This is a genomic window from Planomonospora alba (assembly GCF_039534085.1).
Lineage (GTDB): Bacteria > Actinomycetota > Actinomycetes > Streptosporangiales > Streptosporangiaceae > Planomonospora_B > Planomonospora_B alba.
In genome coordinates this window covers 131,628-153,495 of the sequence record NZ_BAAAUT010000006.1, presented here as the reverse complement: position 1 = coordinate 153,495, position 21,868 = coordinate 131,628, and the positions used below count along the sequence as shown (strand labels likewise).

The 21,868-nt window shown below is 73.3% G+C and carries 21 protein-coding genes, 1 tRNA gene and 1 pseudogene; 15 read left to right on the top strand and 8 right to left on the bottom strand.

Annotated elements, in window-relative coordinates; translation table 11 throughout:
- Nucleotides 1-41: 41 nt before the first annotated feature.
- Nucleotides 42-785, bottom strand: a complete 744-nt coding sequence (locus ABD823_RS05415; RefSeq protein WP_344856530.1) for an SDR family NAD(P)-dependent oxidoreductase — start codon at nt 783-785, stop codon at nt 42-44.
- A 183-nt stretch (nt 786-968) separates the two neighbouring features.
- On the opposite strand from ABD823_RS05415, the gene mshA reads away from it, so the two are divergent.
- The 3 genes from mshA to ABD823_RS05400 all read left to right on the top strand — a co-directional run bounded on the left by mshA (nt 969) and on the right by ABD823_RS05400 (nt 3,627).
- Nucleotides 969-2,207 (top strand): D-inositol-3-phosphate glycosyltransferase, encoded by a 1,239-nt coding sequence (gene mshA / locus ABD823_RS05410; protein WP_425566567.1) that lies wholly within the window; start codon nt 969-971, stop codon nt 2,205-2,207.
- Nucleotides 2,208-2,258: 51 nt separating this feature from the next.
- The gene (locus ABD823_RS05405; RefSeq protein ID WP_344856526.1) at nt 2,259-2,738 is read left to right on the top strand and encodes a type III secretion system chaperone family protein; all 480 of its coding nucleotides are present in this window, start codon (nt 2,259-2,261) and stop codon (nt 2,736-2,738) included.
- A 145-nt stretch (nt 2,739-2,883) separates the two neighbouring features.
- A complete protein-coding gene (locus ABD823_RS05400; RefSeq protein ID WP_344856525.1) occupies nt 2,884-3,627 on the top strand; it encodes a phosphoglyceromutase in 744 nt (247 codons plus the stop codon).
- 150 nt (nt 3,628-3,777) lie between these two features.
- Here ABD823_RS05400 and phoU read toward each other — a convergent pair whose 3' ends face one another.
- Nucleotides 3,778-4,440 carry a phosphate signaling complex protein PhoU gene (gene phoU / locus ABD823_RS05395; protein WP_344856523.1) on the bottom strand — a complete coding sequence of 221 codons (663 nt, stop codon included), beginning with the start codon at nt 4,438-4,440 and terminating at the stop codon, nt 3,778-3,780.
- A gap of 158 nt (nt 4,441-4,598) precedes the next feature.
- On the opposite strand from phoU, the gene ABD823_RS05390 reads away from it, so the two are divergent.
- Together ABD823_RS05390 and ABD823_RS05385 are read left to right on the top strand one after the other, a co-directional pair.
- A complete protein-coding gene (locus tag ABD823_RS05390) occupies nt 4,599-5,777 on the top strand; it encodes a sensor histidine kinase (RefSeq protein ID WP_344856588.1) in 1,179 nt (392 codons plus the stop codon).
- Entirely contained in the window at nt 5,774-6,463 is a 690-nt protein-coding gene (locus ABD823_RS05385) for a response regulator (RefSeq protein ID WP_344856521.1), read from the top strand. The genes ABD823_RS05390 and ABD823_RS05385 overlap by 4 nt, the downstream gene beginning before the upstream one ends.
- Before the next feature lie 273 nt (nt 6,464-6,736).
- On the opposite strand, the gene ABD823_RS05380 is transcribed toward ABD823_RS05385, so the two are convergent.
- Nucleotides 6,737-7,327: a copper chaperone PCu(A)C domain-containing protein gene (locus ABD823_RS05380; RefSeq protein WP_344856519.1), complete on the bottom strand. Its 591-nt coding sequence runs from the start codon at nt 7,325-7,327 to the stop codon at nt 6,737-6,739.
- A 261-nt stretch (nt 7,328-7,588) separates the two neighbouring features.
- Between ABD823_RS05380 and ABD823_RS05375 the strand changes: the two genes are divergently transcribed.
- The 4 genes from ABD823_RS05375 to ABD823_RS05360 all read left to right on the top strand — a co-directional run bounded on the left by ABD823_RS05375 (nt 7,589) and on the right by ABD823_RS05360 (nt 9,393).
- Nucleotides 7,589-8,071 (top strand): CarD family transcriptional regulator, encoded by a 483-nt coding sequence (locus ABD823_RS05375; RefSeq protein WP_012887713.1) that lies wholly within the window; start codon nt 7,589-7,591, stop codon nt 8,069-8,071.
- 17 nt (nt 8,072-8,088) lie between these two features.
- On the top strand, nt 8,089-8,547 hold the full coding sequence (gene ispF / locus ABD823_RS05370) for a 2-C-methyl-D-erythritol 2,4-cyclodiphosphate synthase (RefSeq protein WP_344856506.1): 459 nt from the start codon (nt 8,089-8,091) through the stop codon (nt 8,545-8,547).
- A gap of 202 nt (nt 8,548-8,749) precedes the next feature.
- A complete protein-coding gene (locus ABD823_RS05365) occupies nt 8,750-9,028 on the top strand; it encodes a GlsB/YeaQ/YmgE family stress response membrane protein (protein WP_344856504.1) in 279 nt (92 codons plus the stop codon).
- Nucleotides 9,029-9,126: 98 nt separating this feature from the next.
- Complete coding sequence (locus tag ABD823_RS05360; protein ID WP_344856502.1) at nt 9,127-9,393, top strand: GlsB/YeaQ/YmgE family stress response membrane protein; 267 nt, start codon at nt 9,127-9,129, stop codon at nt 9,391-9,393.
- A gap of 238 nt (nt 9,394-9,631) precedes the next feature.
- Here ABD823_RS05360 and ABD823_RS05355 read toward each other — a convergent pair whose 3' ends face one another.
- Nucleotides 9,632-10,999: a DUF2637 domain-containing protein gene (locus tag ABD823_RS05355; protein WP_344856500.1), complete on the bottom strand. Its 1,368-nt coding sequence runs from the start codon at nt 10,997-10,999 to the stop codon at nt 9,632-9,634.
- Between the two features lie 187 nt (nt 11,000-11,186).
- Between ABD823_RS05355 and cysS the strand changes: the two genes are divergently transcribed.
- The 3 genes from cysS (at nt 11,187) to ABD823_RS05340 (ending at nt 13,791) form a co-directional block, all read left to right on the top strand.
- On the top strand, nt 11,187-12,584 hold the full coding sequence (gene cysS / locus ABD823_RS05350; protein ID WP_344856498.1) for a cysteine--tRNA ligase: 1,398 nt from the start codon (nt 11,187-11,189) through the stop codon (nt 12,582-12,584).
- A gap of 92 nt (nt 12,585-12,676) precedes the next feature.
- Nucleotides 12,677-13,645: a 23S rRNA (guanosine(2251)-2'-O)-methyltransferase RlmB gene (gene rlmB / locus ABD823_RS05345; protein WP_344856496.1), complete on the top strand. Its 969-nt coding sequence runs from the start codon at nt 12,677-12,679 to the stop codon at nt 13,643-13,645.
- A gap of 73 nt (nt 13,646-13,718) precedes the next feature.
- Nucleotides 13,719-13,791: transfer RNA gene (locus ABD823_RS05340), tRNA-Thr, on the top strand.
- 97 nt (nt 13,792-13,888) lie between these two features.
- Here ABD823_RS05340 and ABD823_RS05335 read toward each other — a convergent pair.
- A complete protein-coding gene (locus tag ABD823_RS05335; protein WP_344856494.1) occupies nt 13,889-14,590 on the bottom strand; it encodes a hemerythrin domain-containing protein in 702 nt (233 codons plus the stop codon).
- A gap of 433 nt (nt 14,591-15,023) precedes the next feature.
- On the opposite strand from ABD823_RS05335, the gene ABD823_RS05330 reads away from it, so the two are divergent.
- Together ABD823_RS05330 and ABD823_RS05325 are read left to right on the top strand one after the other, a co-directional pair.
- Nucleotides 15,024-18,476, top strand: coding sequence for an ATP-binding protein (locus ABD823_RS05330; protein WP_344856492.1), 3,453 nt, complete (start codon nt 15,024-15,026; stop codon nt 18,474-18,476).
- Between the two features lie 268 nt (nt 18,477-18,744).
- The gene (locus tag ABD823_RS05325) at nt 18,745-19,452 is read left to right on the top strand and encodes an SDR family oxidoreductase (RefSeq protein ID WP_344856491.1); all 708 of its coding nucleotides are present in this window, start codon (nt 18,745-18,747) and stop codon (nt 19,450-19,452) included.
- Nucleotides 19,453-19,588: 136 nt separating this feature from the next.
- Here ABD823_RS05325 and ABD823_RS05320 read toward each other — a convergent pair whose 3' ends face one another.
- Entirely contained in the window at nt 19,589-20,695 is a 1,107-nt protein-coding gene (locus ABD823_RS05320) for an NAD(P)/FAD-dependent oxidoreductase (protein ID WP_344856488.1), read from the bottom strand.
- A gap of 60 nt (nt 20,696-20,755) precedes the next feature.
- A complete protein-coding gene (locus ABD823_RS05315; protein ID WP_344856486.1) occupies nt 20,756-21,193 on the bottom strand; it encodes an SRPBCC family protein in 438 nt (145 codons plus the stop codon).
- Between ABD823_RS05315 and ABD823_RS05310 the strand changes: the two are divergent.
- Nucleotides 21,134-21,460, top strand: a pseudogene (locus ABD823_RS05310) (hypothetical protein); the annotation flags it as partial. The gene ABD823_RS05315 and the pseudogene ABD823_RS05310 sit on opposite strands and share 60 nt — an antisense overlap.
- On the opposite strand, the gene ABD823_RS05305 reads toward ABD823_RS05310, so the two are convergent.
- The gene (locus ABD823_RS05305) at nt 21,433-21,561 is read right to left on the bottom strand and encodes a hypothetical protein (RefSeq protein ID WP_344856484.1); all 129 of its coding nucleotides are present in this window, start codon (nt 21,559-21,561) and stop codon (nt 21,433-21,435) included. The pseudogene ABD823_RS05310 and the gene ABD823_RS05305 overlap by 28 nt on opposite strands.
- Between the last annotated feature and the right edge of the window lie 307 nt (nt 21,562-21,868).

Genomic DNA, 21,868 nt, shown 5'->3' with positions numbered 1-21,868 from the left:
GTCGCCGGCGGGCCGCGTCCGGCGGCGCCCCGGACGCGGAATCAGGACGTGACGCGGTGGATCTTGTGCTGGGCGGCCTGGGCGCGGGGGCGGATGACCAGGCGGTCGATGTTCACGTTCCAGGGACGGGTCACACACCAGGCGATCGCGTCGGCGACGTCGTCGGCGGAGAGCGGGCCGGGCACGCCCTCGTAGACCTTCGCGGCCCGTCCGGCGTCGCCGCGGAAGCGGGTCAGCGAGAACTCCTCGGTGTGGACCATGCCCGGGGCGACCTCGACGACCCGGACCGGCTCGCCGCACAGCTCCAGCCGGAGCACCTCGGTCATCGAGCTCTGCGCGTGCTTGGCCGCGTTGTAGCCCCCGCCGCCCTCGTAGGACACCAGTCCCGCCACCGAGGTCAGCATCACCAGCACCCCGTCGCCGGAGGCGATCAGCTTGGGCAGCAGCGCCTGGGTGACCCGGAGCGAGCCCAGCACGTTGACGTCGTACATGCGCTGCCAGTCGGCCGGGTCGCCGGCGGCCACCGGCTCCAGCCCGATCGCGCCCCCCGCGTTGTTGACCAGCACGTCGCAGCGGTCCAGCGAGGCGGCCAGCGCCTCCACCGACTCGGCCGAGGTCACGTCCAGGGTCACCGGGCGGATCTCCGGCACCTCGGCGGCCAGCTCGTCCAGCCGGTCCCGGCGGCGGGCCGCCGCCACCACGTCGAAGCCCTCCCGGGCCAGGCGGCGGGCCGTCGCCTGGCCGATGCCGCTGCTGGCCCCCGTCACCACTGCCGTCTTCCTCATGGCTCGCCATCCTGCCAGGGCCGCCGCAGACCGCCCTGAGCGCCCCGGTATGTCAGTAGGTAAGTCACACGCCCCGGTATGTCAGGAGATCACGGGAATGTCGGGAAGAGAAGTGAGGTTGTATCCGTCTCGGAGGTGGTGTCGGTGAAGCGACGGCGGGTCAACCGGGTCGCGACGATCAGCATGCACACGTCCCCCCTGGACCAGCCGGGCACCGGGGACGCGGGCGGGATGAACGTCTACATCGTGGAGGCGGCCAAGCGCCTGGCCAGGCTGGGGATCGAAGTGGAGATCTTCACCCGGCAGACGGCCCGGGACCTGCCGCCGGTCGCCGAGATCGTCCCCGGCGTCTCCGTCAGGCACGTCACCGCGGGGCCGTACGAGGAGCTCGACAAGGGGGACCTGCCCGGCCAGCTCTGCGCCTTCCTCTCCGGCGTGCTGCGCACCGAGGCCATGTACGACCCGGGCCGCTACGACGTCATCCACTCCCACTACTGGCTCTCCGGCCAGGTGGGCTGGCTGGCCAAGGAGCGCTGGGGCGTGCCGCTGGTGCACACCATGCACACCATGGCGAAGGTCAAGAACCTCCTGCTCGCCGACGACGACAAGCCCGAGCCCACCGCCCGCGTGCTGGGCGAGGAGCAGGTCGTCGAGGTCGCCGACCGGCTGGTGGCCAACACGCCGACCGAGGCGCGCGAGCTCGTCGAGCTGTACGGCGCCGCCCCCGAGCGCGTCGAGGTCGTCAACCCCGGGGTCAACCTCACCGTCTTCAAGCCCGGCTCCCGCGCCGCGGCCCGCCGCCGGCTGGGCGTCCCCGCGGACGCGCGCCTGCTGCTGTTCGTGGGCCGGGTGCAGCCGCTCAAGGGCCCGGACGTGCTGCTGCGCGCCGCCGCCCGCATGCTCGTCGAGGACCCGGGGCTGCGCGGCCGACTCGTCGTCGCCTGCGTCGGCGGGCCCAGCGGGAACGGCCTGGCCCGGCCGTCCTACCTGACCGACCTGGCGGCGGAGCTCGGCATCGCCGACGTGGTCCGGATCGTGCCCCCCGCGCCCCAGCACGAGCTGGCCGGGTGGTACCGCGCCGCCGACGTGACCGTCGTGCCCTCGCACAGCGAGTCGTTCGGCCTGGTCGCGCTGGAGTCCCAGGCGTGCGGCACCCCGGTGGCGGCCGCGAGCGTGGGGGGCCTGCGCACCGCCGTACGCGACGGCGTGTCGGGCGTGCTCGTCGAGGGGCACGACCCGCACGACTGGGCGCGGGTCCTGGCCCGCCTCGTCCACCGGCCGGCCTGGCGCGACGAGCTGGCGGAGGGGGCGGTCGCCCAGGCCGCGGCCTTCGGCTGGTCCGCGACCGCGGCCCGGCTCGCGGAGGTCTACGCCGGGGCCATGGCGCACCTGAACCGGTCCCCGATCGCGCTCAGCTCGTAGGCGCGGCCGTGCGGACGGCGGTCCCCGCCGGGTCCCTCGTAGGGTGGGTCCATGCGTGAAGTGATCGAGGCGGCGCTGAAGGGCGTCGAGGCCTCCTTCGAGGAGCCCCGGCCGGGCGCGTTCCTGGTGAAGCTCCCCGGCCGGCACAAGCTCGCCACCATGACCTGGCTGATCCTCGGGGACCAGGCGCTGCACGTCGAGGCGTTCTTCTGCCGGCAGCCCGACGAGAACCACGCCGAGTTCTACCGCTGGCTGCTGACCAAGAACGGCTCCATGTACGGCGTGCACTTCGCCCTGGACCCGGTCGGCGACGTCTACCTGGTGGGGCGCGTCCCGCTGACGGCGGTGTCGGAGGAGGAGATCGACCGGCTGCTCGGCTGCGTGCTCACCTACTCCGACGAGGGCTTCGACCGGGCGCTTGAACTGGGCTTCGCCTCGTCCATCCGCAAGGAGTGGGAGTGGCGGGTCAAGCGCGGCGAGTCCCTCGCCAACCTGCAGGCGTTCGCCCGCTTCGCCGACCCCGCGCGCTGAGCCCGCGCCCGGGATCCGTCCGGGGCCCGGTCGGAGCGGTGGGAGCGGTGGGAGCGGGGGCCGGCCGGGGCCCCGGCGCGGGAGCCGGTACCGGATGCCGGACGCCCCGGGCCGCGGATCCGGTGCGCTGACTAAGCTTGGTCGCATGGCGACTTTGGTGCTGCTGCGGCACGGTGAGAGCGAGTGGAACGCCAAGGGTCTGTTCACCGGCTGGGTGGACGCGGGGCTCTCGGCCAAGGGCGAGGAGGAGGCGCGGCGCGGCGGGCGGATGCTGCTGGAGGCGGGGATCCGCCCCGACGTGGTGCACACCTCGCTGCTGACCCGCGCGATCCAGACGGCGAACCTCGCGCTGGCCGAGGCCGACATGCTCTGGCTCCCGGTCAGGCGCTCCTGGCGGCTCAACGAGCGCCACTACGGCGCGCTCCAGGGGAAGAACAAGGCGCAGACCCGCGAGCAGTTCGGTGACGAGCAGTTCATGCTCTGGCGCCGCTCCTACGACGTCCCGCCGCCGCCGATCGCCGACGACGACGAGTTCTCCCAGGCCGGCGACGCGCGCTACGCGCTCCTGCCGCCGGAGCTGATGCCGAGGACGGAGTGCCTCAAGGACGTCGTCGAGCGCATGCTGCCGTACTGGTACGACCAGATCGTGCCGGACCTGGCGGCGGGCCGGACCGTCCTGGTCGCGGCGCACGGCAACTCGCTGCGCGCGCTGGTCAAGCACCTGGACGGGATCGGCGACGAGGAGATCGCCGGGCTCAACATCCCCACCGGCATCCCGCTCCGCTACGACCTGGACGAGCACTTCCGCCCGCTGGCCAAGGGCGGCCTCTACCTCGACCCCGAGGCGGCCGAGGCCGCCATCCAGGCGGTGGCGAACCAGGGCAGGTGACACGGGCGGTCCCGGTGCCGCACCGGGACCGCGCCGGCACGCGAGGAGGGGCCGCCCGGGTGGGCGGCCCCTCCTTCTCCTTCTACGTCCTCGTCCTTCCCGTTCCCGCCGTGTCCCGCGGGGCGGGCCCGCCCCGCGCCGGCGCCCCGGTCAGGCGTCGGCGACCAGCTCGTGCGGGCGGGAGCCGGTCACCAGGTAGACCACGTCGCGGGCGACGCGGACCGCGTGGTCGGCGTAGCGCTCGTAGTAGCGGCCGATCAGCGTCACGTCGATCGCCGGCTCGACGCCGTGCTTCCAGCCGGAGTCCAGCAGGATCTTGAACAGCCTGCGGTGGAGCCGGTCCATCGCGTCGTCGTCCTGCTCCAGCTCCAGCGCCGACTCGACGTTGCGCGTGGCGATGCAGCCGCCGGTCTTGGTGACCAGGCGCTCGGCGATCTGCCCCATCTCCAGGATGGTGGCGCGCAGCTCCGGCGGGACGGCCGAGTCCGGGTGGCGCAGCCGCGCGACCTTGGCCACGTGCTGGGCGAGGTCGCCCATCCGCTCCAGATCGGTGCCCATGCGCAGCGCCGTGATGATCATCCGCAGGTCCACGGCCACCGGCTGCTGCCGGGCCATCAGGTCGAAGATCGAGGTCTCGATCTCCGCGAAGAGCCGGTCGACCTCTTCGTCCTGGGAGATGACGGTCTCCGCGAGATGGAGGTCGGCGTCGAGCAGGGCGGTGGTGGCCCGGGAGATCGCCGACCGGACCAGCCGGGTCATCTCGACCAGCTTGTCGGTGAGGGCGTCGAGTTCTTCGTGGTAGGCGTCGCGCATGGCTTCACCGTACGAGCAGGTCCGTGAACGAACCCCGACCACGAAGTGAACTTTGCGGGAAAGGCCATGGTCATGCCCGGGTGCGGAGTCCTGAACGGGTGAGGGCGCGCCTACCATCGAGGGCGTGAAGCCGACAGGAGAAGCACGTGAGTGAGCTGATGGCGAGCCTGGCCGCGCTGGCCGGGTTCGTCGTGGGAGCGCTGGCCGTGATGATCGTCGTCCGCCAGGGGACGGCGCAGCAGCGCGTAATGGTGCCGGTCGAGGACCTCCAGCCCGGCGAGCTGCCCCAGGGCGTCGCCTCCGTGCTCGCCGTACTGCCCTCCTCGGCGGTCGTGCTCGACCGCGAGGACCGGGTCCTGCGGGCCAGCTCGGCCGCGCGGGCCTTCGGCCTGGTCAAGGGCGACCGCCTGATGGTGGCCGAGCTGCTCGCGCTGGCCCGGCAGGTGCGCCGGGACGGCGAGATCCGCGAGAGCGAGGTCGAGGTGGCCGGGCACAAGTTCGGCCAGGAGACGACCAGCTTCGCGGTCCGCGTCGCCCCGCTCGGGCCGTACGGGCAGGTGCTCGTGCTCGCCGAGGACCAGACCGAGCACCGCAGGGTCGAGGCGGTCCGCCGCGACTTCGTGGCGAACGTGAGCCACGAGCTCAAGACCCCGGTCGGCGCGCTGAGCCTGCTCGCCGAGACCATCCAGGACGCCGCCGACGACCCCGAGGCCGTCACCCGCTTCGCCGGGCGCATGCAGCACGAGGCCGCCCGCCTGACCTACCTGGTGCAGGACCTCATCACCCTGTCCAGGGTCCAGGGGGCCGAGCCCATCCCCACCCCCTGCCCGGTCCTGGTCGACGAGGCCGTGCACGACGCCGTCGACCGCTGCAACACCACGGCCACGGCCAAGGACATCACCCTGGTCACCGGGGGGACCGAGGGCCTGCAGATCTGGGGCGACGAGGAACTGCTCGTCACCGCGCTGCGCAACCTCATCGACAACGCGGTCGCCTACAGCCCCGAGCACACCCGGGTGGTCGTCAGCGCCCGGCCGGCGGGCGACTCCGTCGAGATCAGCGTGAGCGACCAGGGCATCGGCATCCCCGAGAGCGCCCAGGAGCGGATCTTCGAGCGCTTCTTCCGCGTCGACACCGCGCGCTCGCGCGCCACCGGCGGCACCGGCCTCGGCCTGGCCATCGTCAAGCACATCGCCGCGGCCCACAACGGCGCGGTCACCGTCTGGAGCAAGGAAGGCTCCGGATCCACGTTCACCCTCAGCCTGCCCGCCTTCGGCGGCAAGGCGGTCCCCATCTCCCCCACCGGCACCACCATCCCCCAGGAGGCCTCGAAGTGACCCGCGTGCTCGTCGTCGAGGACGAGGAGTCGTTCTCCGACGCCCTGTCCTACATGCTCCGCAAGGAGGGGTTCGAGGTCGCGGTGGCGGCCACCGGCCCCGAGGCGCTGGAGACCTTCGACCGCAGCGGCGCCGACCTGGTGCTGCTGGACCTGATGCTCCCGGGCCTGCCCGGCACCGAGGTCTGCCGCTCCCTCCGGCAGCGCTCCAACGTGCCCGTCATCATGCTGACCGCCAAGGACAGCGAGATCGACAAGGTCGTCGGGCTGGAGCTGGGGGCCGACGACTACGTGACCAAGCCGTTCTCCTCCCGCGAACTGGTGGCCCGCATCCGCGCGGTGCTGCGCCGCCAGGGCGACGTGGAGGAGCCGCAGTCGGCGGTGCTCACCGCCGGGCCGGTCCGGATGGACGTGGACCGGCACGTCGTCGCCGTCCGGGGCGAGCAGGTGCAGCTCCCGCTGAAGGAGTTCGAGCTGCTGGAGGTGCTGCTGCGCAACGCCGGCCGCGTGCTCACCCGGGGGCAGCTCATCGACCGCGTCTGGGGCGCCGACTACGTGGGCGACACCAAGACCCTGGACGTGCACGTCAAGCGGTTGCGGGCCAAGGTGGAGGCGGACCCCTCCAACCCGCGCTGCATCCTCACCGTCCGCGGCCTCGGCTACAAGTTCGACCCCGCCGAGGAGTGATCCGGCCCGCGGGCCCGCCGACGGGCGCCCCGCGGCCGTGCGGCGTCTTGCGGGACCGGACGGGACCGGACGGGACCGGACGGAGCCGCGGCCGGGTCGGCGCGGGGCTGTGAGGGACCGTGCGGCGTCCTGCGGGGCCGCCGGAGGCGGCGTGCCGCACCCGGTCCCTGGAGCGGCCTGCGGGGCCGCCGGAGGGCGCGGGGCGCGCGAACATGACGCACATGACGGAAGGGGTGCACGGTCGGACCGTGCACCCCCTCCGTCATGTCACCGTCAGTGGTCGCCTTCGCCGTGCTCCTCCGCCGTGGCGGAGGGCGTCGGCGTCGGCGTGGGTGCGGCCGAGGCGCCCTGGGCGGGCGGCAGGGTCGCGAACTCACGGCTCCGGGTGATGACCGGGACCCGGAGGGAGACGACGCCCGCCTTCTCGAACTGCAGCTGGACCTCCAGCTCCTCGCCGCCCCTGAGCGGCTTCTTGAGCTGCTCGATCATGATCGTGGGCGTGGGCCTGCCGACGACGGCGGCCTGCGCGCCTCCGGCCGGGAGCGGGACGGGGGCGGTGACCTTGGCGGTGCCGACGGCGGGGTCCACACCCAGGCCGACGAGCTGGTCCGCCTGGCCCGTGCCGTTCACCACGTAGAGGTAGAGCGGCGTGCTGGCGCCGGCGGGCAGCGTGCCGCCGGAGTCCGGGCCGAGGAAGAAGGCCTGGGAGATGTCCAGCCCGTTGACCTTGACGCTCGTGGCCTCGGTGGGGGCGTAGTGCTGGTTGGTGATCGCGTCATGTCCGGCTCCGCAGCCGGTCAGCGCCGTGGCGGCTGCGAGGAACGCGGCGACGGCGATCGCCCGGTGACGGCCGATGCGGGTCACGGTGCGAGTTCTCCTTGTCACACTAGAGATGGGGCAGCGCCAACCTTATCCGTGGTCTTTACCGGGTTTTCCGGCGGCCCGCCCGATCGCCGGGGCGGGGGTCGCCCAGGTCGGCCCTGCTTTTCCAACCCTTGATTCACACAGAGACCCACTTGTCAAGGCTTAAAACGCGGCTTTGACCTGCAGTTATGGTGATTTCACTGTTCCGCGAGCCTGTGGATACGTGGTACTCTGGAGTACAGCGGAAGGGGTACTTGTCACATGACTTTCCAGGTCGGCGACACTGTCGTCTACCCCCACCACGGGGCTGCTCGGATCGAGGCGATCACGACTCGGACCATCAAGGGCGAAGAAAGGACCTACCTGGTTCTGAAGGTCGACAAGGGCGACCTCACCGTCCAGGTTCCGGCCGACAACGCCGAGCTCGTCGGAGTTCGGGACGTGGTCGGCCAGGAGGGCCTGGAGCGCGTCTTCGACGTGCTTCGCATGCCTCACACCGAGGAGCCCACCAACTGGTCCCGCCGCTACAAGGCCAACCTCGAGAAGCTGGCGTCCGGTGACGTCAACAAGGTGGCCGAGGTGGTCCGCGACCTGTGGCGCCGAGACAAGGAGCGCGGGCTCTCCGCCGGAGAGAAGCGCATGCTCGCCAAGGCACGGCAGATCCTGGTCAGCGAGCTGGCGCTCGCCGAGAAGACCAACGAGGACAAGGCCGAGGCCCTGCTCGACGAGGTTCTCAACTCCTGAACACGACATTTCCACGGGTGGGCGTCGGGGTCGACGTCCACCCGTTCGCATCCGGGCGCGAACTGCATCTCGCGGGACTGCACTGGCCGGGCGAGACGGGCCTGGCCGGGCACTCCGACGGTGACGCGGCGGCTCACGCCGCGTGCGACGCGCTCCTGTCCGCGGCCGGGCTCGGCGACCTCGGCGGCCTGTTCGGCACCTCCGATCCCCGCTGGGCCGGAGCCTCCGGCGTGTCCCTGCTAGAGGAGACCGCCCGGCAGGTTCGGGCCGCCGGCTTCGAGATCGGCAACGTGGCCGTCCAGGTGATCGGCAACCGGCCCAAGCTGGCGCCGCGCCGTACGGAGGCGGAGCGCGCCCTCAGCGCGGCCGTGGGCGCGCCGGTGAGCGTCAGCGCCACCACGACCGACGGCCTCGGGCTCACCGGCCGGGGAGAGGGCGTGGCCGCGATCGCCACCGCGATCGTGGTGGGTCTGTGAACCTGCGGGCCCTGCCGCACGTCCTGTAAGGCGAGCGCACGAGCGCTCGTCGCGGCCGGTGGGCGGCGCGGAAAGCCCATCGGACCTCTCGCGGGGGCGGCCCGTTTCCTGGCGCGGTACGGGTCGCCTCTTCATCGCGGATAATCCCGTTTGTCCTGGGTAGTCCTCCAATGACCATGTCTCGTCACAGGGGGAGCTGGACATGCTTGGATCGATCATCGCCGCGATCGTCATCGGAGCCATCGTCGGTGCGCTGGCCCGCCTCGTCATTCCCGGCAGGCAGAACATCAGCATCGCTCTGACGCTCATCGTCGGCATCGCCGCCGCCCTCATCGGAACACTCATCGCGAGCGCGCTGGGCATTGCGAACACCGGAGGGATCGACTGGTGGGAGCACATCCTCCAGCTCGCCCTCGCGGTCGTCGGCGTCCTGCTGGTCACGCAGATGCGGCCGGGGCGGACCGGAGGCAGCCGGACCTGACCAGACCGGGAATTTTATGTTTCCAGGACTATTCCTGGAGGACGGGGTAGCCACCTTTCCGTGAGAGTGAAGGTCTCACCCTCACGGGGAGGTTGAATATGACCATCGCATCCATTCTCGGGGCCATCGTCATCGGTGCCGTGATCGGTGCCATCGGGCGTCTCCTGCTTCCCGGCAGGCAGGCGATCGGCTGGGTGCTGACCGTCGTCGTCGGCATCGTCGCGGCCCTCATCGGCACCGCGATCGCCCAGTCGCTCGGCGTCGCGACCACCGACGGCATCGACTGGATCGAGCTCGTCATGCAGGTCGTCCTGGCCGCCATCGGTGTCGGCCTGGTCGCGGGGCTCCGCCGTTCCCGGGTCTGACGCCCGGCGAGCCGCCTTCCGGCGGCCCGGTGTGACCCGTGCGCGCACGGCCCCGGGACCGGTTCCTTCCACAGGGCCCCGGAGCCGGCCTCGGGGCCGTGCGACGCGAACGAGACCACATGGGGTGTGCCCCGAGCGCAGCGCTCGGGGCACACCCCATGTGGTCTCCGTGCTTCTGCCGCCTGCGCCGTGTCTGCCCGCGGGCCGCCGGGAGCGGGGCCGGCCCGCGGGACCGGGCTCATCCCTCCGGAGGGAGAGGCGTGCTGCGCATCCGGCCCGAGGGCGGGGCCGCGGCGTCCGCCTCCCGGGGGTCGGCGGCCTCGGCGCCGTGCGCCGGATCGGGGGAGTCGTCCTCCTGCGCGGGCAGCGGCTGGGTGTCGGCGTCGCGGTCCGCGGCGGCCCGGGCGGCGGTCTCCGTCTCCCGTACGGCGGGGCGGGGCGGATGGACGAGCCGGTCCCCGGGGTGGGGGCGGACCAGGTCGCCCCAGCGCACCGGCCTGTCCGGGGAAGGCTCCGGTACGGCGGGTTTCGGTACGTACACGGGTGAGGTGTGCTCCGGGGCGACGCCTTCTGAGACGACGACGGGCTCCGGCGCGGTGGCCGCCGGTGCGGCGGATCCGGATGCGGTGGATCCCGGCGTGGCAGGCGCCTGTGCGGTGGGGGCTTCCGGGACGGCTGTTCCCGGGGCCGGTGCTTCTGAGACGGCCGGCATGGCGGGCGCGGGTTCCGGCCCGGTAGGCGCGGGCTCCGGTGCGGCGGGCGCCTCGCGGCGCCCGGGACCGCCCGCCGTGCCCCTCTCGGGTGCTCGGCCGCCGGCGGGGCCGTCCGCACCTCCGCTCGCGCGCGTGCCGCGCTCGATCGGCTCGTCCACCGCGGGCGTCTCCGGCGCGGGAGTGGGACCGACCACGGGCTCCACGGGAGGGTCGGGCACCACCGGGACGGACTCCAGGGGCGGGGCGGCCTGCGGATCGAGGGCGGCCTCCACCGGAGCGTGCCGGGCCGGGTCCGGACGGCGCTCCCGATGTTCAGCGGGCCGTTCCGCGGGCGCCGGCTCGGTCTCGGGGAAGGGCACGATGTCGTGGTCCCGCCCGGACCCGGCCGGTCGCGCGTCCAGGGCGGCGCGCCGTACACGGGCGTGCTTGATCAGCAGGAGCCAGAGCCACAGGGCCACGGTCAGCATCACCCAGGGGGCGACGGCGACCGCGACGGCCGCCTGCCGTACGTCCAGCGTGGTCTGGGCGGCCCTGGCCACCTCCGCGGCGGCCGCCGCGAGCAGCAGCAGGGCCAGGACGGCCCCGGCCTGCAGCCGGATCGGCCAGCGCGCGCCGCGCAGCAGCAGCACGCCGATCAGCGCGATGGCGAGCAGCGCGTCGAACCCCGCGGGATAGAGATAGGCGAGGTCGGCGCGGGCTCCGCCGGTGAGGGCCAGGGCGCGCAGGGTCTCGAAGGAGAGCACGCACGCCGCGCCGGTGAGGGCGGCGACGCCGAGTCCGGCGAGCGCGATGCCCGCGTGGCGCAGGGCGAGGGCGACCCGGCCCGGCTCGGCGGGGACGGGCGGGGATGCGGACGGGCGGGGGGTCGGACCGGCCGCCACAGGGGGGTTCACGTCCATGACCTTTCGAGCCTACCGCGATCATCCGGCCGCGCTCCGGCCTTCATAATTGACCGAATCATGTTCACGTAGATATGTCCGAGACGGGTGTCCTGTTCTGAATCGTCTCCACCGGTGCGGTCGCGGCTTCAACGTGCCGTAACACGGCTTGTCAGGTGGGCGGAGGCGTTAGCCTTGCCTCGTGAGTCTGCGCCTTTACGACACCAGCACGCGTACGGTCCGCGAGTTCGTTCCGGTGGAGCCAGGTCGGGCGTCGATCTACCTGTGCGGCGCCACCGTGCAGGCTCCACCGCACATCGGGCACATCCGCTCCGGCGTCAACTTCGACGTGCTCCGCCGGTGGATGACGCGTTCCGGCTACGACGTCACCTTCTGCCGGAACGTCACGGACATCGACGACAAGATCATCCGGGTCGCCGCCGCGGAGGGCGTGCCCTGGTTCGTGGTCGCCGAGCGGAACCAGCGCGCCTTCACCTGGGCCTACCAGGTGCTCGGCTGCCTGCCGCCCACCGTCGAGCCGCGCGCGACCGGCCACGTCCCGGAGATGATCGAGCTGATGGAGCGGCTGATCGCGGCGGGCCACGCCTACGCAGCGGGCGGTGACGTCTACTTCGACGTGGTCTCCTACGCCGACCGGTACGGCTCGCTCTCCAACCAGCGACTGGAGAACATGCGGGCCGCCGGCGACACCGACACCGACAGCGCCAAGCGGGACCCGCGCGACTTCGCGCTCTGGAAGGGCGAGAAGCCCGGTGAGCCGAGCTGGCCGACCCCCTGGGGCCGCGGCCGCCCCGGCTGGCACCTGGAGTGCTCCGCCATGGCCACCAAGTACCTCGGGCCGACCTTCGACATCCACGGCGGCGGCGTCGACCTGATCTTCCCGCACCACGAGAACGAGCTGACCCAGTCGCAGGCGGCCGGGGACGGCTTCGCCCGCTACTGGCTGCACAACGGCATGCTCAAGATCGGTGCGGAGAAGATGAGCAAGTCGCTCGGGAACTCCCTGCTGATCCCCGAGGTCACCAAGAAGGTCCGCCCGGTCGAGCTCCGCTACTACCTCGCGGCGCCGCACTACCGCTCCTCGATCGAATACTCCGAGGAGGCGCTGTTCGAGGCCGCCGCGGCCTACCAGCGCATCGAGGGCTTCGTCACCCGGGCCGCCGAGGTGATCCACGACGTGGACGCCGACGCCCCGCTGCCGCAGGCGTTCGTCGACGCCATGGACGACGACCTCGGCACGCCGCAGGCGCTCGCCGTGGTGCACGAGGTGGTCCGCGAGGGCAACGTCGCCCTCGCCCACGGCAACAAGGAGCAGGTGGCCAGGCTGCTGGCCGAGACGCAGAACATGCTCGACGTGCTCGGCCTCGATCCCCGCTCGGAGCAGTGGCGCTCCTCGGGCGGCGACTCCGGCCTGCGCGCGACCGTGGACGCCCTGGTCGCCGTGGCACTGGAGCAGCGGCAGGCGGCGCGGGCCCGCAAGGACTTCGCCGCGGCCGACGCCATCCGGGACCGGCTGGCCCAGGCCGGCGTCGTCGTGGAGGACACCCCGCAGGGCCCCCGCTGGGAGCTGGCCCGCTAGACCCTCCCGCCCCGTGCCGCGCAGGGACGTCCGGGCGCCCGCGGCCGCCTCGGCGGCACGGGCGCCGCAGGGCAGGCCGTACTCTAGGGACCATGGCTGGTGGGGGTAGAGGGTCCGGGCGGCCCGCGAAGAAGAAGAGTCCGACCAAGGGCACGGGCGGCCACGTCCGTCGCGGCCTGGAAGGCAGGGGTGCGACCCCGCCGGCGCACATGCGGCACTGGTACAAGGACAAGGCCCGCGCCGAGCGGCTGGAGCGCGAGGAGCGGGCCGGGAAGTCCTCCGCGCCGCGCACCCCGGTCCGCACCCGGCGCGGCGAGGACGCGCCGGAGTACATCGGCGGGCGCAACCCGGTCCTGGAGGCGCTCCGGGGGGGCGTGCCCGCGAGCGCGCTCTACGTCGCGCAGCGCATCGACAACGACGACCGGGTCAAGGAGTCGTTGCGCATCGCCGCCGACCGGGGCATCGCCCTGCTGGAGGCCACCCGGGAGAAGCTGGACCGGCTGACCGAGGGCGGCGTGCACCAGGGGGTCGCCCTGCAGATCCCCGCCTACGAGTACGCCCACCCCGACGATCTGGTCCGGCAGGCCCAGGACGCTGCGGAGGTGCCGCTGATCGTGGCGCTCGACGGGGTCACCGACCCGCGCAACCTCGGCGCCGTCGCCCGCTCCGCCACCGCCTTCGGCGCGCACGGCCTGGTGGTCCCCTCCCGCCGCTCGGCCGGGGTGACCGCGGGCGCCTGGAAGACCTCCGCGGGCACGCTGGCCACCATGACCGTCGCCCGTGCGGCCAACCTCACCGCGACCCTGCGGGAGTACCGCGAGGCCGGGCTGTTCGTGATCGGCCTGGACGGTGAGGGGAGCGTCGACGTCGGCGACGCCAACCTGCTCGACAGCCCGCTGGTCGTGGTCGTCGGTTCGGAGGGCAAGGGGCTCTCCCGCCTGGTCAAGGAGGCCTGCGACCTGGTCGTCCGCATCCCGATGAACGCCGCGGCCGAGTCCCTCAACGCGGGCGTCGCCGCCGGCATCGCCCTGTACGAGGTGGCCCGCCACCGCAAGCGCTGAACCGGCCCGACTCCGACCGGGATTGCACAGTGACGTCAAGGGCTCAGTCCGACTACACTCGTCTGGCGACCGTGCCGACGTAGCTCAATCGGCAGAGCATCTGTCTTGTAAACAGAAGGTCAGGGGTTCGATTCCCCTCGTCGGCTCGCAATTCGAAGGCCCCTTGCGATCACCGTAGGGGGCCTTTTCGATCCTTTACAGCAGCGGAATGAGCTTGATCCGGTTCGACGGGCATCCGGGCTCTCAGGCCCACAGGTATGCCATGCGCCGTCGGTACTGTCCTTTGACCAGGCTGCTGAGCAACCGCAGCCGCGCGGGCGAGGTGCGGCGCAGATGGGTCTCGACGTCCGACGGGAGACCGAAGGTAATCCAGCCCAGCAGCTTGAGCACGCCGGGCAGGCCGTAGCGTTTGAGGATCACCTGGTGCATGTGGGCGTCCTCGTCCGGAGTGATGTGCGCCATCATCAGCGGGATGCCGTCGGTTTCCTCATGCGCCAGGTGCGCGCCCAGAGTGTCGGCCAGGGAACGCAGCGCGGCCATCAGCCGTTCGCGCCGTTCCTCGGACGGGCCGTCGGCGAACGCGCGGAAGGCTCCGGTGCTCTCGTCGATCCAGCGCTCGCACGCCTCGTGCTCGGCCTCCAGCGCGTCGATGGTCTCGACCGCCTCCGGGGCCCGCTCGCGCAGCTTGGGCCAGACGAACTCGTCCTCGGAGGTGCGGTGGTGGTGCAGGGCGTACAGGACCCAGCCGAAGTGCTCGCGCAGGGCGGTGATCCGCCTGCGGTCGGCGCGGCCGACCCGGCCCACGGCGGTGAGCAGGTGTCCCAGGTCGCGGCGGAAGCCGTAGTGCGCGAGATACATGTTGGTCATGTCCAGCGGCCCGGGGACGGCGGCCGCCTGGCCGGGAAGCTTGATCTGCGGCACGTCGGGGTATGGGGGGACCCGCATCGTCGTCTCCTCTTTGCCGGTCGGTTCGTCAGGCGGCGCCATCGTGTCGCGCGGGTCTTGGGCGGTTCTTGAAGGCCGCCTCGCCTCCGCCGCCTCGCGCTCCGGGCCCCGGTCGAGGACGGGCGATCTCGTCCAAGAGCGGCCCAAGCCGTGGTCGGCATGTGGGGTCGTCCGCGCGGGCGTCCGCCCGCCGTCGCGGACGCAGGGGCCGGTCCCGGGGAAGGCGGCCAGGTGAGGGGTCTGCGGCGACCGCGACAGGGAGATCTCGCTGAAGTCAAGATTGCAGGGCGATCGGCCTTCTACCGTAAAATCATGCGAGCTTGGACCTGGTTCAATGTCCGGTCGCGCCAGAGGCCGAGGACGCGGGTGGCGTCCCCCCGGCCACGAGGAGGGGCGTGACGAGTGAGCTGGAGAGTGGCCGGTGGACGTCCGCGTGCTGGGCCCATTGGAGATCGTCGGTGACGACGGCCGCCCGTGCCATATCGGCTCGCTCAAGCTGCGGATGCTCCTGAGCGTCCTGCTGCTGGCGGAAGGACGGCCGGTGGCGCCGTCCACCTTGATCCAGCGGATCTGGGGCGACGACGCGTCACCCGACGCGCTCTCCTCCCTGCACGCCTACATATTCCACCTGCGCCGGATGCTGGAGCCGGACCGGCCGCCCCGTGCACCGAGCCGGTTGCTGACCTTCGGCCCGGTGGGGTACACGCTGGTCGTCGACCGGGAGCGGGTGGACGCGACGCGGTTCCTCCGGCTGGTGGAGGAGGCCGGCCGGGCCCAGGAGCCCGCCGCCGTGGAGCGGCTGGCGACCGAGGCCCTGGCCCTGTGGCGCGGTCGGCCGTACGCCGACCTGGAAGATCAGGAGTACGCCGCGGCGGCCAGGGCGCGGCTGACGGAGGCGGCCGCGCGGGCCCGGGAGCTGCGGGTCGAGGCCGTCATCCGGCAGCGGCGCGCCGGTGAGGTGCTGGGGGAGCTGGAGGCGTTGACGCATGAGCATCCCCTGCGGGAGCGGATGTGGGAGCTGCGGGCGCTCGCGCTCTACCAGAGCGGCCGGCAGGGAGAGGCACTGGAGGCGCTCCGCACGGTACGGAGGATCCTCGCCGAGGAACTCGGCATCGATCCGGGTGAGGAACTGCGCGCGCTGGAACGTGACATCCTCGCCCAGGCCCCGCGGCTCCGTCTGAACCGCCCGGAGACGGCCCCGCCGGCGCCGGTCGGTGCCGTTCAGCGCCTCCGCGCGGCGGACGACGGTCCCGGAGAAGCGGGCACGGTGCCGGCGGCAGGCGACACCCGGCAGGCCGGCCCGGTGCCCTCGGGGGAAGCCGGCCGGGAAGGCACCGGAGGCGGGGCGGCGGCGCGCGGGCTCGTGGGGCGCAGAGAGGAACTGGACGCCCTGGACGCCCTGCTGGAGTCGGTAGCGGCGGGCCGGCCGGGATTCGCCCTCATCACCGGTGAGCCGGGGATCGGCAAGACCCGGCTGACCGAGGAGGTGGTCGGCCGTGCGCGGGAGCGCGGCTTCACGGTGGCGGTCGGCCGGTGCGCCGCGACGGAGGGGGCGCCGGCGTTCTGGCCGTGGGTGACGGTGCTGGAGCGGCTCACCGACACGCTGCCCCCGCTCCCGGCCGAGGTGCGGGACGATCTGCCGGGAGTGGGCTCCGCCGCGTGGGCCGAGCCCGAAGGGGCGCGGTTCCGCACCTATGAGGCCGCCGCACGCGTGCTGCGCACCGCCGCGGGCGGGCGTCCCGTACTCGTGGTGCTGGACGACCTGCATTGGGCCGACCGCTCGTCGTTGCGCCTGCTGAGCTATCTCACCGAGACCCTCACCGAGGGCCCGCTGGCCGTGGTGGGCACGGCCCGCGACTGGCCGCCGGCCACGGGGGCGCTCGCCGACACGATCGAGACGCTCTCGCGCCGCCAGGCGCTCCGGCTGTCCCTGACCGGTCTGTCCGCGGCGGAGGTCGCCGAGCTCGCACCGGACGGCATCACCGGTGAGGAGCTCCGGGCGCTGCGCGACCGGACCGACGGCAACCCCTTCTTCGTCACCGAGCTGGTCCGTTACCTGACCGCGGACTCCATGGGCGGAGGGGCGCTCCCGCTCGGGGTGCGGGACGTCGTCATCGGCCGGGTGGGCCGTCTGCCGGAACCGACCGGTGAACTGCTGCGCGTGGCGGCGGTGGCCGGCCGGGAATTCGACGTGGCGATCGTCGCCGAGGCCGCCGAGCTGCCGCTGGAGGTCGCACTGGACCGGCTGGAGCCCGCCGCGGAGGCCTCACTGATCGCCGAAGGCCGGCCCGGCCGGTTCCGGTTCGTGCACGCGCTGGTGCAGGAGGCGCTGACCGAGGTGGTGCCGGTGCCGCGCCGGGCCCGCCTGCACGCCGCGATCGCCCAGGCCGTCGAGGCCAGGACCGGCGGCGCCGCCCGGGATCGGCTCGCCGCCGCCGCCCACCACTGGCTGCTCGCCGTTCCCGCCGGGCACGTCGCACGCGCCTGGCGGGCGGCGTGGCGGGCCGCGGAGGAGGCCACCCGTCTGCGTGCCTACGACGCGGCGGCGGATCTGCTGGAGCGTGCGGTCGAGGTCGCCGAGGCGGACCCGGAGCTGAGCCCGGCCCAGCGGATGGACCTGCTGTTCGCGCTCGCCGAGGCCCGCCTGGGGGCCGGGGACGCGCAGGGACAGCGCGCCGAGCTGCAGCGGATCCGGCGGCTGGCCAAAGAGGCGGGCGACCGGCGCCGCTGGGTGGCCGCCGCGACGGGGTACGGGGGACGCATCCTCCAGCCGTGGAAGATCTACGGTGACTACGACGCCGAGCTCGTCGCCGACCTCCTGCGGCTGGCCGCGGACGAAGGACTGGAACCCGCGGGCCTGGCCCGGGTGCTGGCGTGCCTGGCCGTGCAGACGTACCACGGTCCCCGGTCGGACCCCGCGGAGCGGGAACGCTGGAGCGCCGAGGCGGTACGGCTGGCCGGCGCGGAGAACGACGCCACGCTGCTGGGCTGGGTGCTCTTCGCCCGTTTCACCGCTCTGCTGGGCCCGGACACCGCGCACCAGAGGCTGGAGACCAGCCGGCGGATGGTCCGCCTCGGCAAGGAGGCCGGTGACGACGAACTGCTCGCGATCGGGCTCACCTGCCAGGGCGGGACGCTGCTGGAGCTGTGCCGGGCGGCAGAGGGCCTGGCCGCGCTGGCCGAGGCGCAGGAACTGGTGGGACGCTTCCACCTGCCGTACCTGCGGATCATGCTGGGCTGGCTGCGGCTGGGCGTCGTCGTCAACTCCGGTGACCTGGCGGCGGCCGAGGCACTGCTCGCCGCCACCGCGGCCGAGCACCGTGCCACCTCCATGTGGGGGGAGCCCGCCCTCACCGCGGGCGGCACGTATCAAGTGGCCCTCATGCACGCCCGGCGGGGAAGCATGGATCCGTGGCCCCCGGCCCGGCCCACCGAGATCTCGAACGAGAACCTCGACTACATCACCAGGGAAGGGTTCGCCGCCCGCCTGGTCGTGGCCGGTCGTCTGGACGAGGCCAGGCAGGTGGTGGGCCGGTGGAAGGAGCAGCCGCCCATCCCGGATACGTTCGTGCGGCCGTACTGGCTCGTGTTGCGGATCGAGGTCTGGGCCCGGCTCGGTGACCGTGAGGCCTGCGCCGAACTGTACGCGCAGGCGCTGCCGTACGCGGATCGGATGGCCATGGCCGGCATGTCTCTGCTGATGTGGCCGGTCAGCCGGTCGCTGGCGCTGCTGGCTCGTGCTCTCGGTGATGAGGAGGCGGCCCTGCGCCACGCCGAGCACGCCCTGGGCGTGGCACGCGAGATGGGCGCCGACGCCCTCGCGGAGATCATCACAGCGGAGATCGCGGGCATCGGCGGGCAGCCGGATGCCGGTGCCCGCCGGTAGGGCATCGGCGTCGGGCGGACTTCCCGGATCGTTTCGGAGGGCGCCGCGGGTCCGGCGGTCACTGACCGCCGTGCCGTGTGCGGGCCGGTGGGCCTTCCCCGGCCCCGTCCTGCGCGGACCGGTGGCGTCAGGAGCGGCCCAAGAGCCGGTCAAGTCCGTGTCCGTAGTGTCGTGCGCCGACGGGAGCCGGGCGGGACGCCGGAGGGCGTGGCGCCTTCGGCGGTGTCCCGTCGCCGGCGGGGACGTGGGAAGCGAAAGGACGATCGACATGCCTGACGTGGTGGTCGTGGGAGGAAGCAGCGGGGTCGGGCTCGAACTGGCGAGGCATTACGTGCGGCGGGGCCGGGACGTGGTGCTGACCAGCCGTGACGCCGGTCGTGCCGCGCAGGCCGCCGCCGACGTCAACGCCTGCTGCGACACCGGCGGTGCGGCCCGTGGCATCGCCCTCGACCTGGCCGAGCCCGAGGCCGCGGTCGCCGCGCTGGCCGAGGTGGGGCAGGTGGACCGGCTGGCCCTGGTGGCCGTGGACCGCGACCGCAACACCGTGGCCGGCTACGACCACGAGCGTGCCCTCTACTTGACCACGCTGAAGCTGGTCGGCTACACCCAGGTGGTGCACGCGCTGGCTCCGCGGCTGGCGAAGGACGCCGCGGTCCTGCTGTTCGGCGGGGCCGCGCGGGAGCGGCCCTATCCGGGCTCCACGACGGTGTCGATCGTCAACGGCGGGATCACCGGCATGGTGGCCACGCTGGCCGCTGAGCTGGCGCCGGTACGGGTCAACGCGATCCACCCCGGCGTGGTGGCGGACACGCCGTACTGGGCGGGCGGGGAGGCACTGCTGGAGGCCGTGGCGCAGCGCACGCTCACCGGGCGGATCCCGACCACGGCCGATGTGGTGGGGGCCTCGGTCTTCCTCCTGGAGAACCCCGCCGTCAACGCGGTGGACCTGACCGTGGACGGCGGCTGGCGCCGGTGACGGATGACGGGCCGTTCCCCGGCCCCCGGACCCTTCCGGCGCCGGGCGGCGCGCCGTCGTCGGGTGCCGGGCCCGCCTGGTGCCGGGTGGTGCGCCGCCCCCGGCCCCCAGGGCCCGCCCGGTGCCGACGGAAGGCTCATCCGCCGCCCCGCTGGGCGGACCGGAGGGCGTTGCGGACCACGAGCTCCTTGACCAGTGCCGCCGACCGGCCGGTGAGGGTCATCGCGCGCGGCCGGTCGTCGGCATGCACGAACTGGATGAGGCCGTCCCGCCGTCCCAGGCTCACGCACTGGACCACGTAGCGGAACCGCAGCGGCCCCGGTTCGCGGCCGTTGATGCGGTCGGCGATCGCGTCGGCCGCCTGGCGCCCGGCGGGCAGCGCGGTCGCGCAGGCCATGCGCAGCTCCTGACCGCTCGATGCCCGCACAGCCGCCGCGTCGCCGACGGCGTAGACGTCCGGGTGGGAGATCGAGCGTGCCGTCCGGTCCACCAGGACGCGGTCGTGGCCGTCGACGGCCAACCCGGCCTCACGGGCCAGGGCGGGTGCCCGGAACCCGGCCGCCCACACCACCGCGTCGGAGCCGACGGACCGGCCGTCGGCGAGCCGGGCACCGGAGGCGTCCACTCTGACCACCTTCGCTCCGGTCATCACCTCGACGCCGAGCCGGTCGAAGGCCCGCCGCAGATGCGCGCGGGCGGCGGGCGACCACCGGCCGCCCGGATCCTCGGCCGCCAGCAGGCGCACCCTCAGCCTCCGGTGGCTCTCGGCCAGCTCGGCGGCGACCTCGATGCCGGTCGGTCCCGCGCCCACCACGGTGAGCACGCCGCCGGCCGGGATCCGCGCGACCCTGTCACGGAGGCGGGTGGTGTCGCCGGTTCCGGAGACCGTGAGGGCGTGCTCGGCGACGCCGGGTGCCCCCTCCAGGTCCGCGACGCTGCCCGCTGCGTACACCAGGGTGTCGTAGCGCATCGTCGTGGAGCCGAGGCGCAGTTCGCGGCGGTCGGCCGTGATGCTCTCCACGCGTCCCCGGACGAACCGCGCCCCGCGTGCCAGGTCGGTCACGGCGGGCTCCGGTACCGCCTGTCCGGCTGCCACCTGGTGCAGCCGGACCCGTTCCAGGAAGGTTCCGGCGGCGTTGACCAGGGTTACCTGCGCCTGGCCGGGGGAGAGGCGGCGGGCCAGCCGGTTGGCCGCGGTGAGGCCCGCGTATCCGGCGCCGATGACCACGATGTGGTGCGTCATCGCATGCTCCTTTCGGGTTGTGGAGTCACCTCCGGGCGGGATCCGGGGATCAGGCGCCCTCTAGCACCCGGAGCAGGTGGCCGCGTGGGCGGCCAGGCCGCGGGCGACGCGCGTGATGAAACGGCGCAGGACGAGGGCCGTGACGACTCCCGAGCCCGGCCAGACGGGATGGAAGGCCGCATGCCAGTGGATCCCCGTCCCGCCTCCGGACGCGGTGAGCGTGACGGTCGCGCGGTAGTCACGCGCCTGGATCCCGCTGACCAGCTCGTAGGCCAGCCGTACCGGGGGCTCGAAGAGCACCACACGCTCGATCGTCGTGCGGGCTCCGAGGCGGTAGCGGCGGACCGCGCCCACGCCGTTCTCGGAACCCGTGCCCGGCACGTCGAGCGAGGCGGAGTCGAAGGGACTCCACCGCGGCCAGCAGCGCACGTCGGCCAGGTGCGCCCAGACGGCTGCGGGGGTGCCGGTCGAAGCGGCGTACACGTCGACTTTCGTCATACGCCCCATCCTCCCGACCGGTCTTGGCGGCCTCTTGCGCCCGGCTTGGAAGGGGCGCGCGGTGTACGCCCCGCGCGAGCCGTCGGCAGACTGACCGGGCAGGACGCCGACGTCCGCCACGTGCGCTTGGACGTCACCGACCAGCGCGGCATCGAGGCCGCGGCGGAGTGGATCGGGAACGTGTACGGGTGGCTGGACGTGCTGGTCGGCGATGCCGGGATCGCGCACCGGGCGGATCCTCAGGGGCCGAGCGCCACACCGCTCCCGGTCATGCGCGAGGTGTCCGAGATGAACGTCTTCGGTGTGGTGGCGGTGACCGTCTCGACCAGCCGGGCCGCGACGGTGTAGTTGGGGTTGTGGTAGGCCATCTCGGTGCCCGGGTCGGTGGCGAGCGGCGCTCCCCGCCGCCGCGCCCGCCGTCAGCAGCGCGCCGACCGCCACGGCGATCGCCGCGGTCTTCCATGCCCTCATCGTGCTCCCCTCCCGGGTTCTCCGTCCGACCGGGAAGAACGGTAGGGACCGGGCAAGGGGGCGCACAGCGGGCGATCGGCAGGGCCTGCCCCTGACTTTCGTCAGGTGCCGCACACCGCGCGGACGGGACTCCGGCGCCGCACGGCGGAACGCCCCGTCTCGGGGGAGACGGGGCGTTCCGGGGAGGCGGTCCGGTCGCCGCGG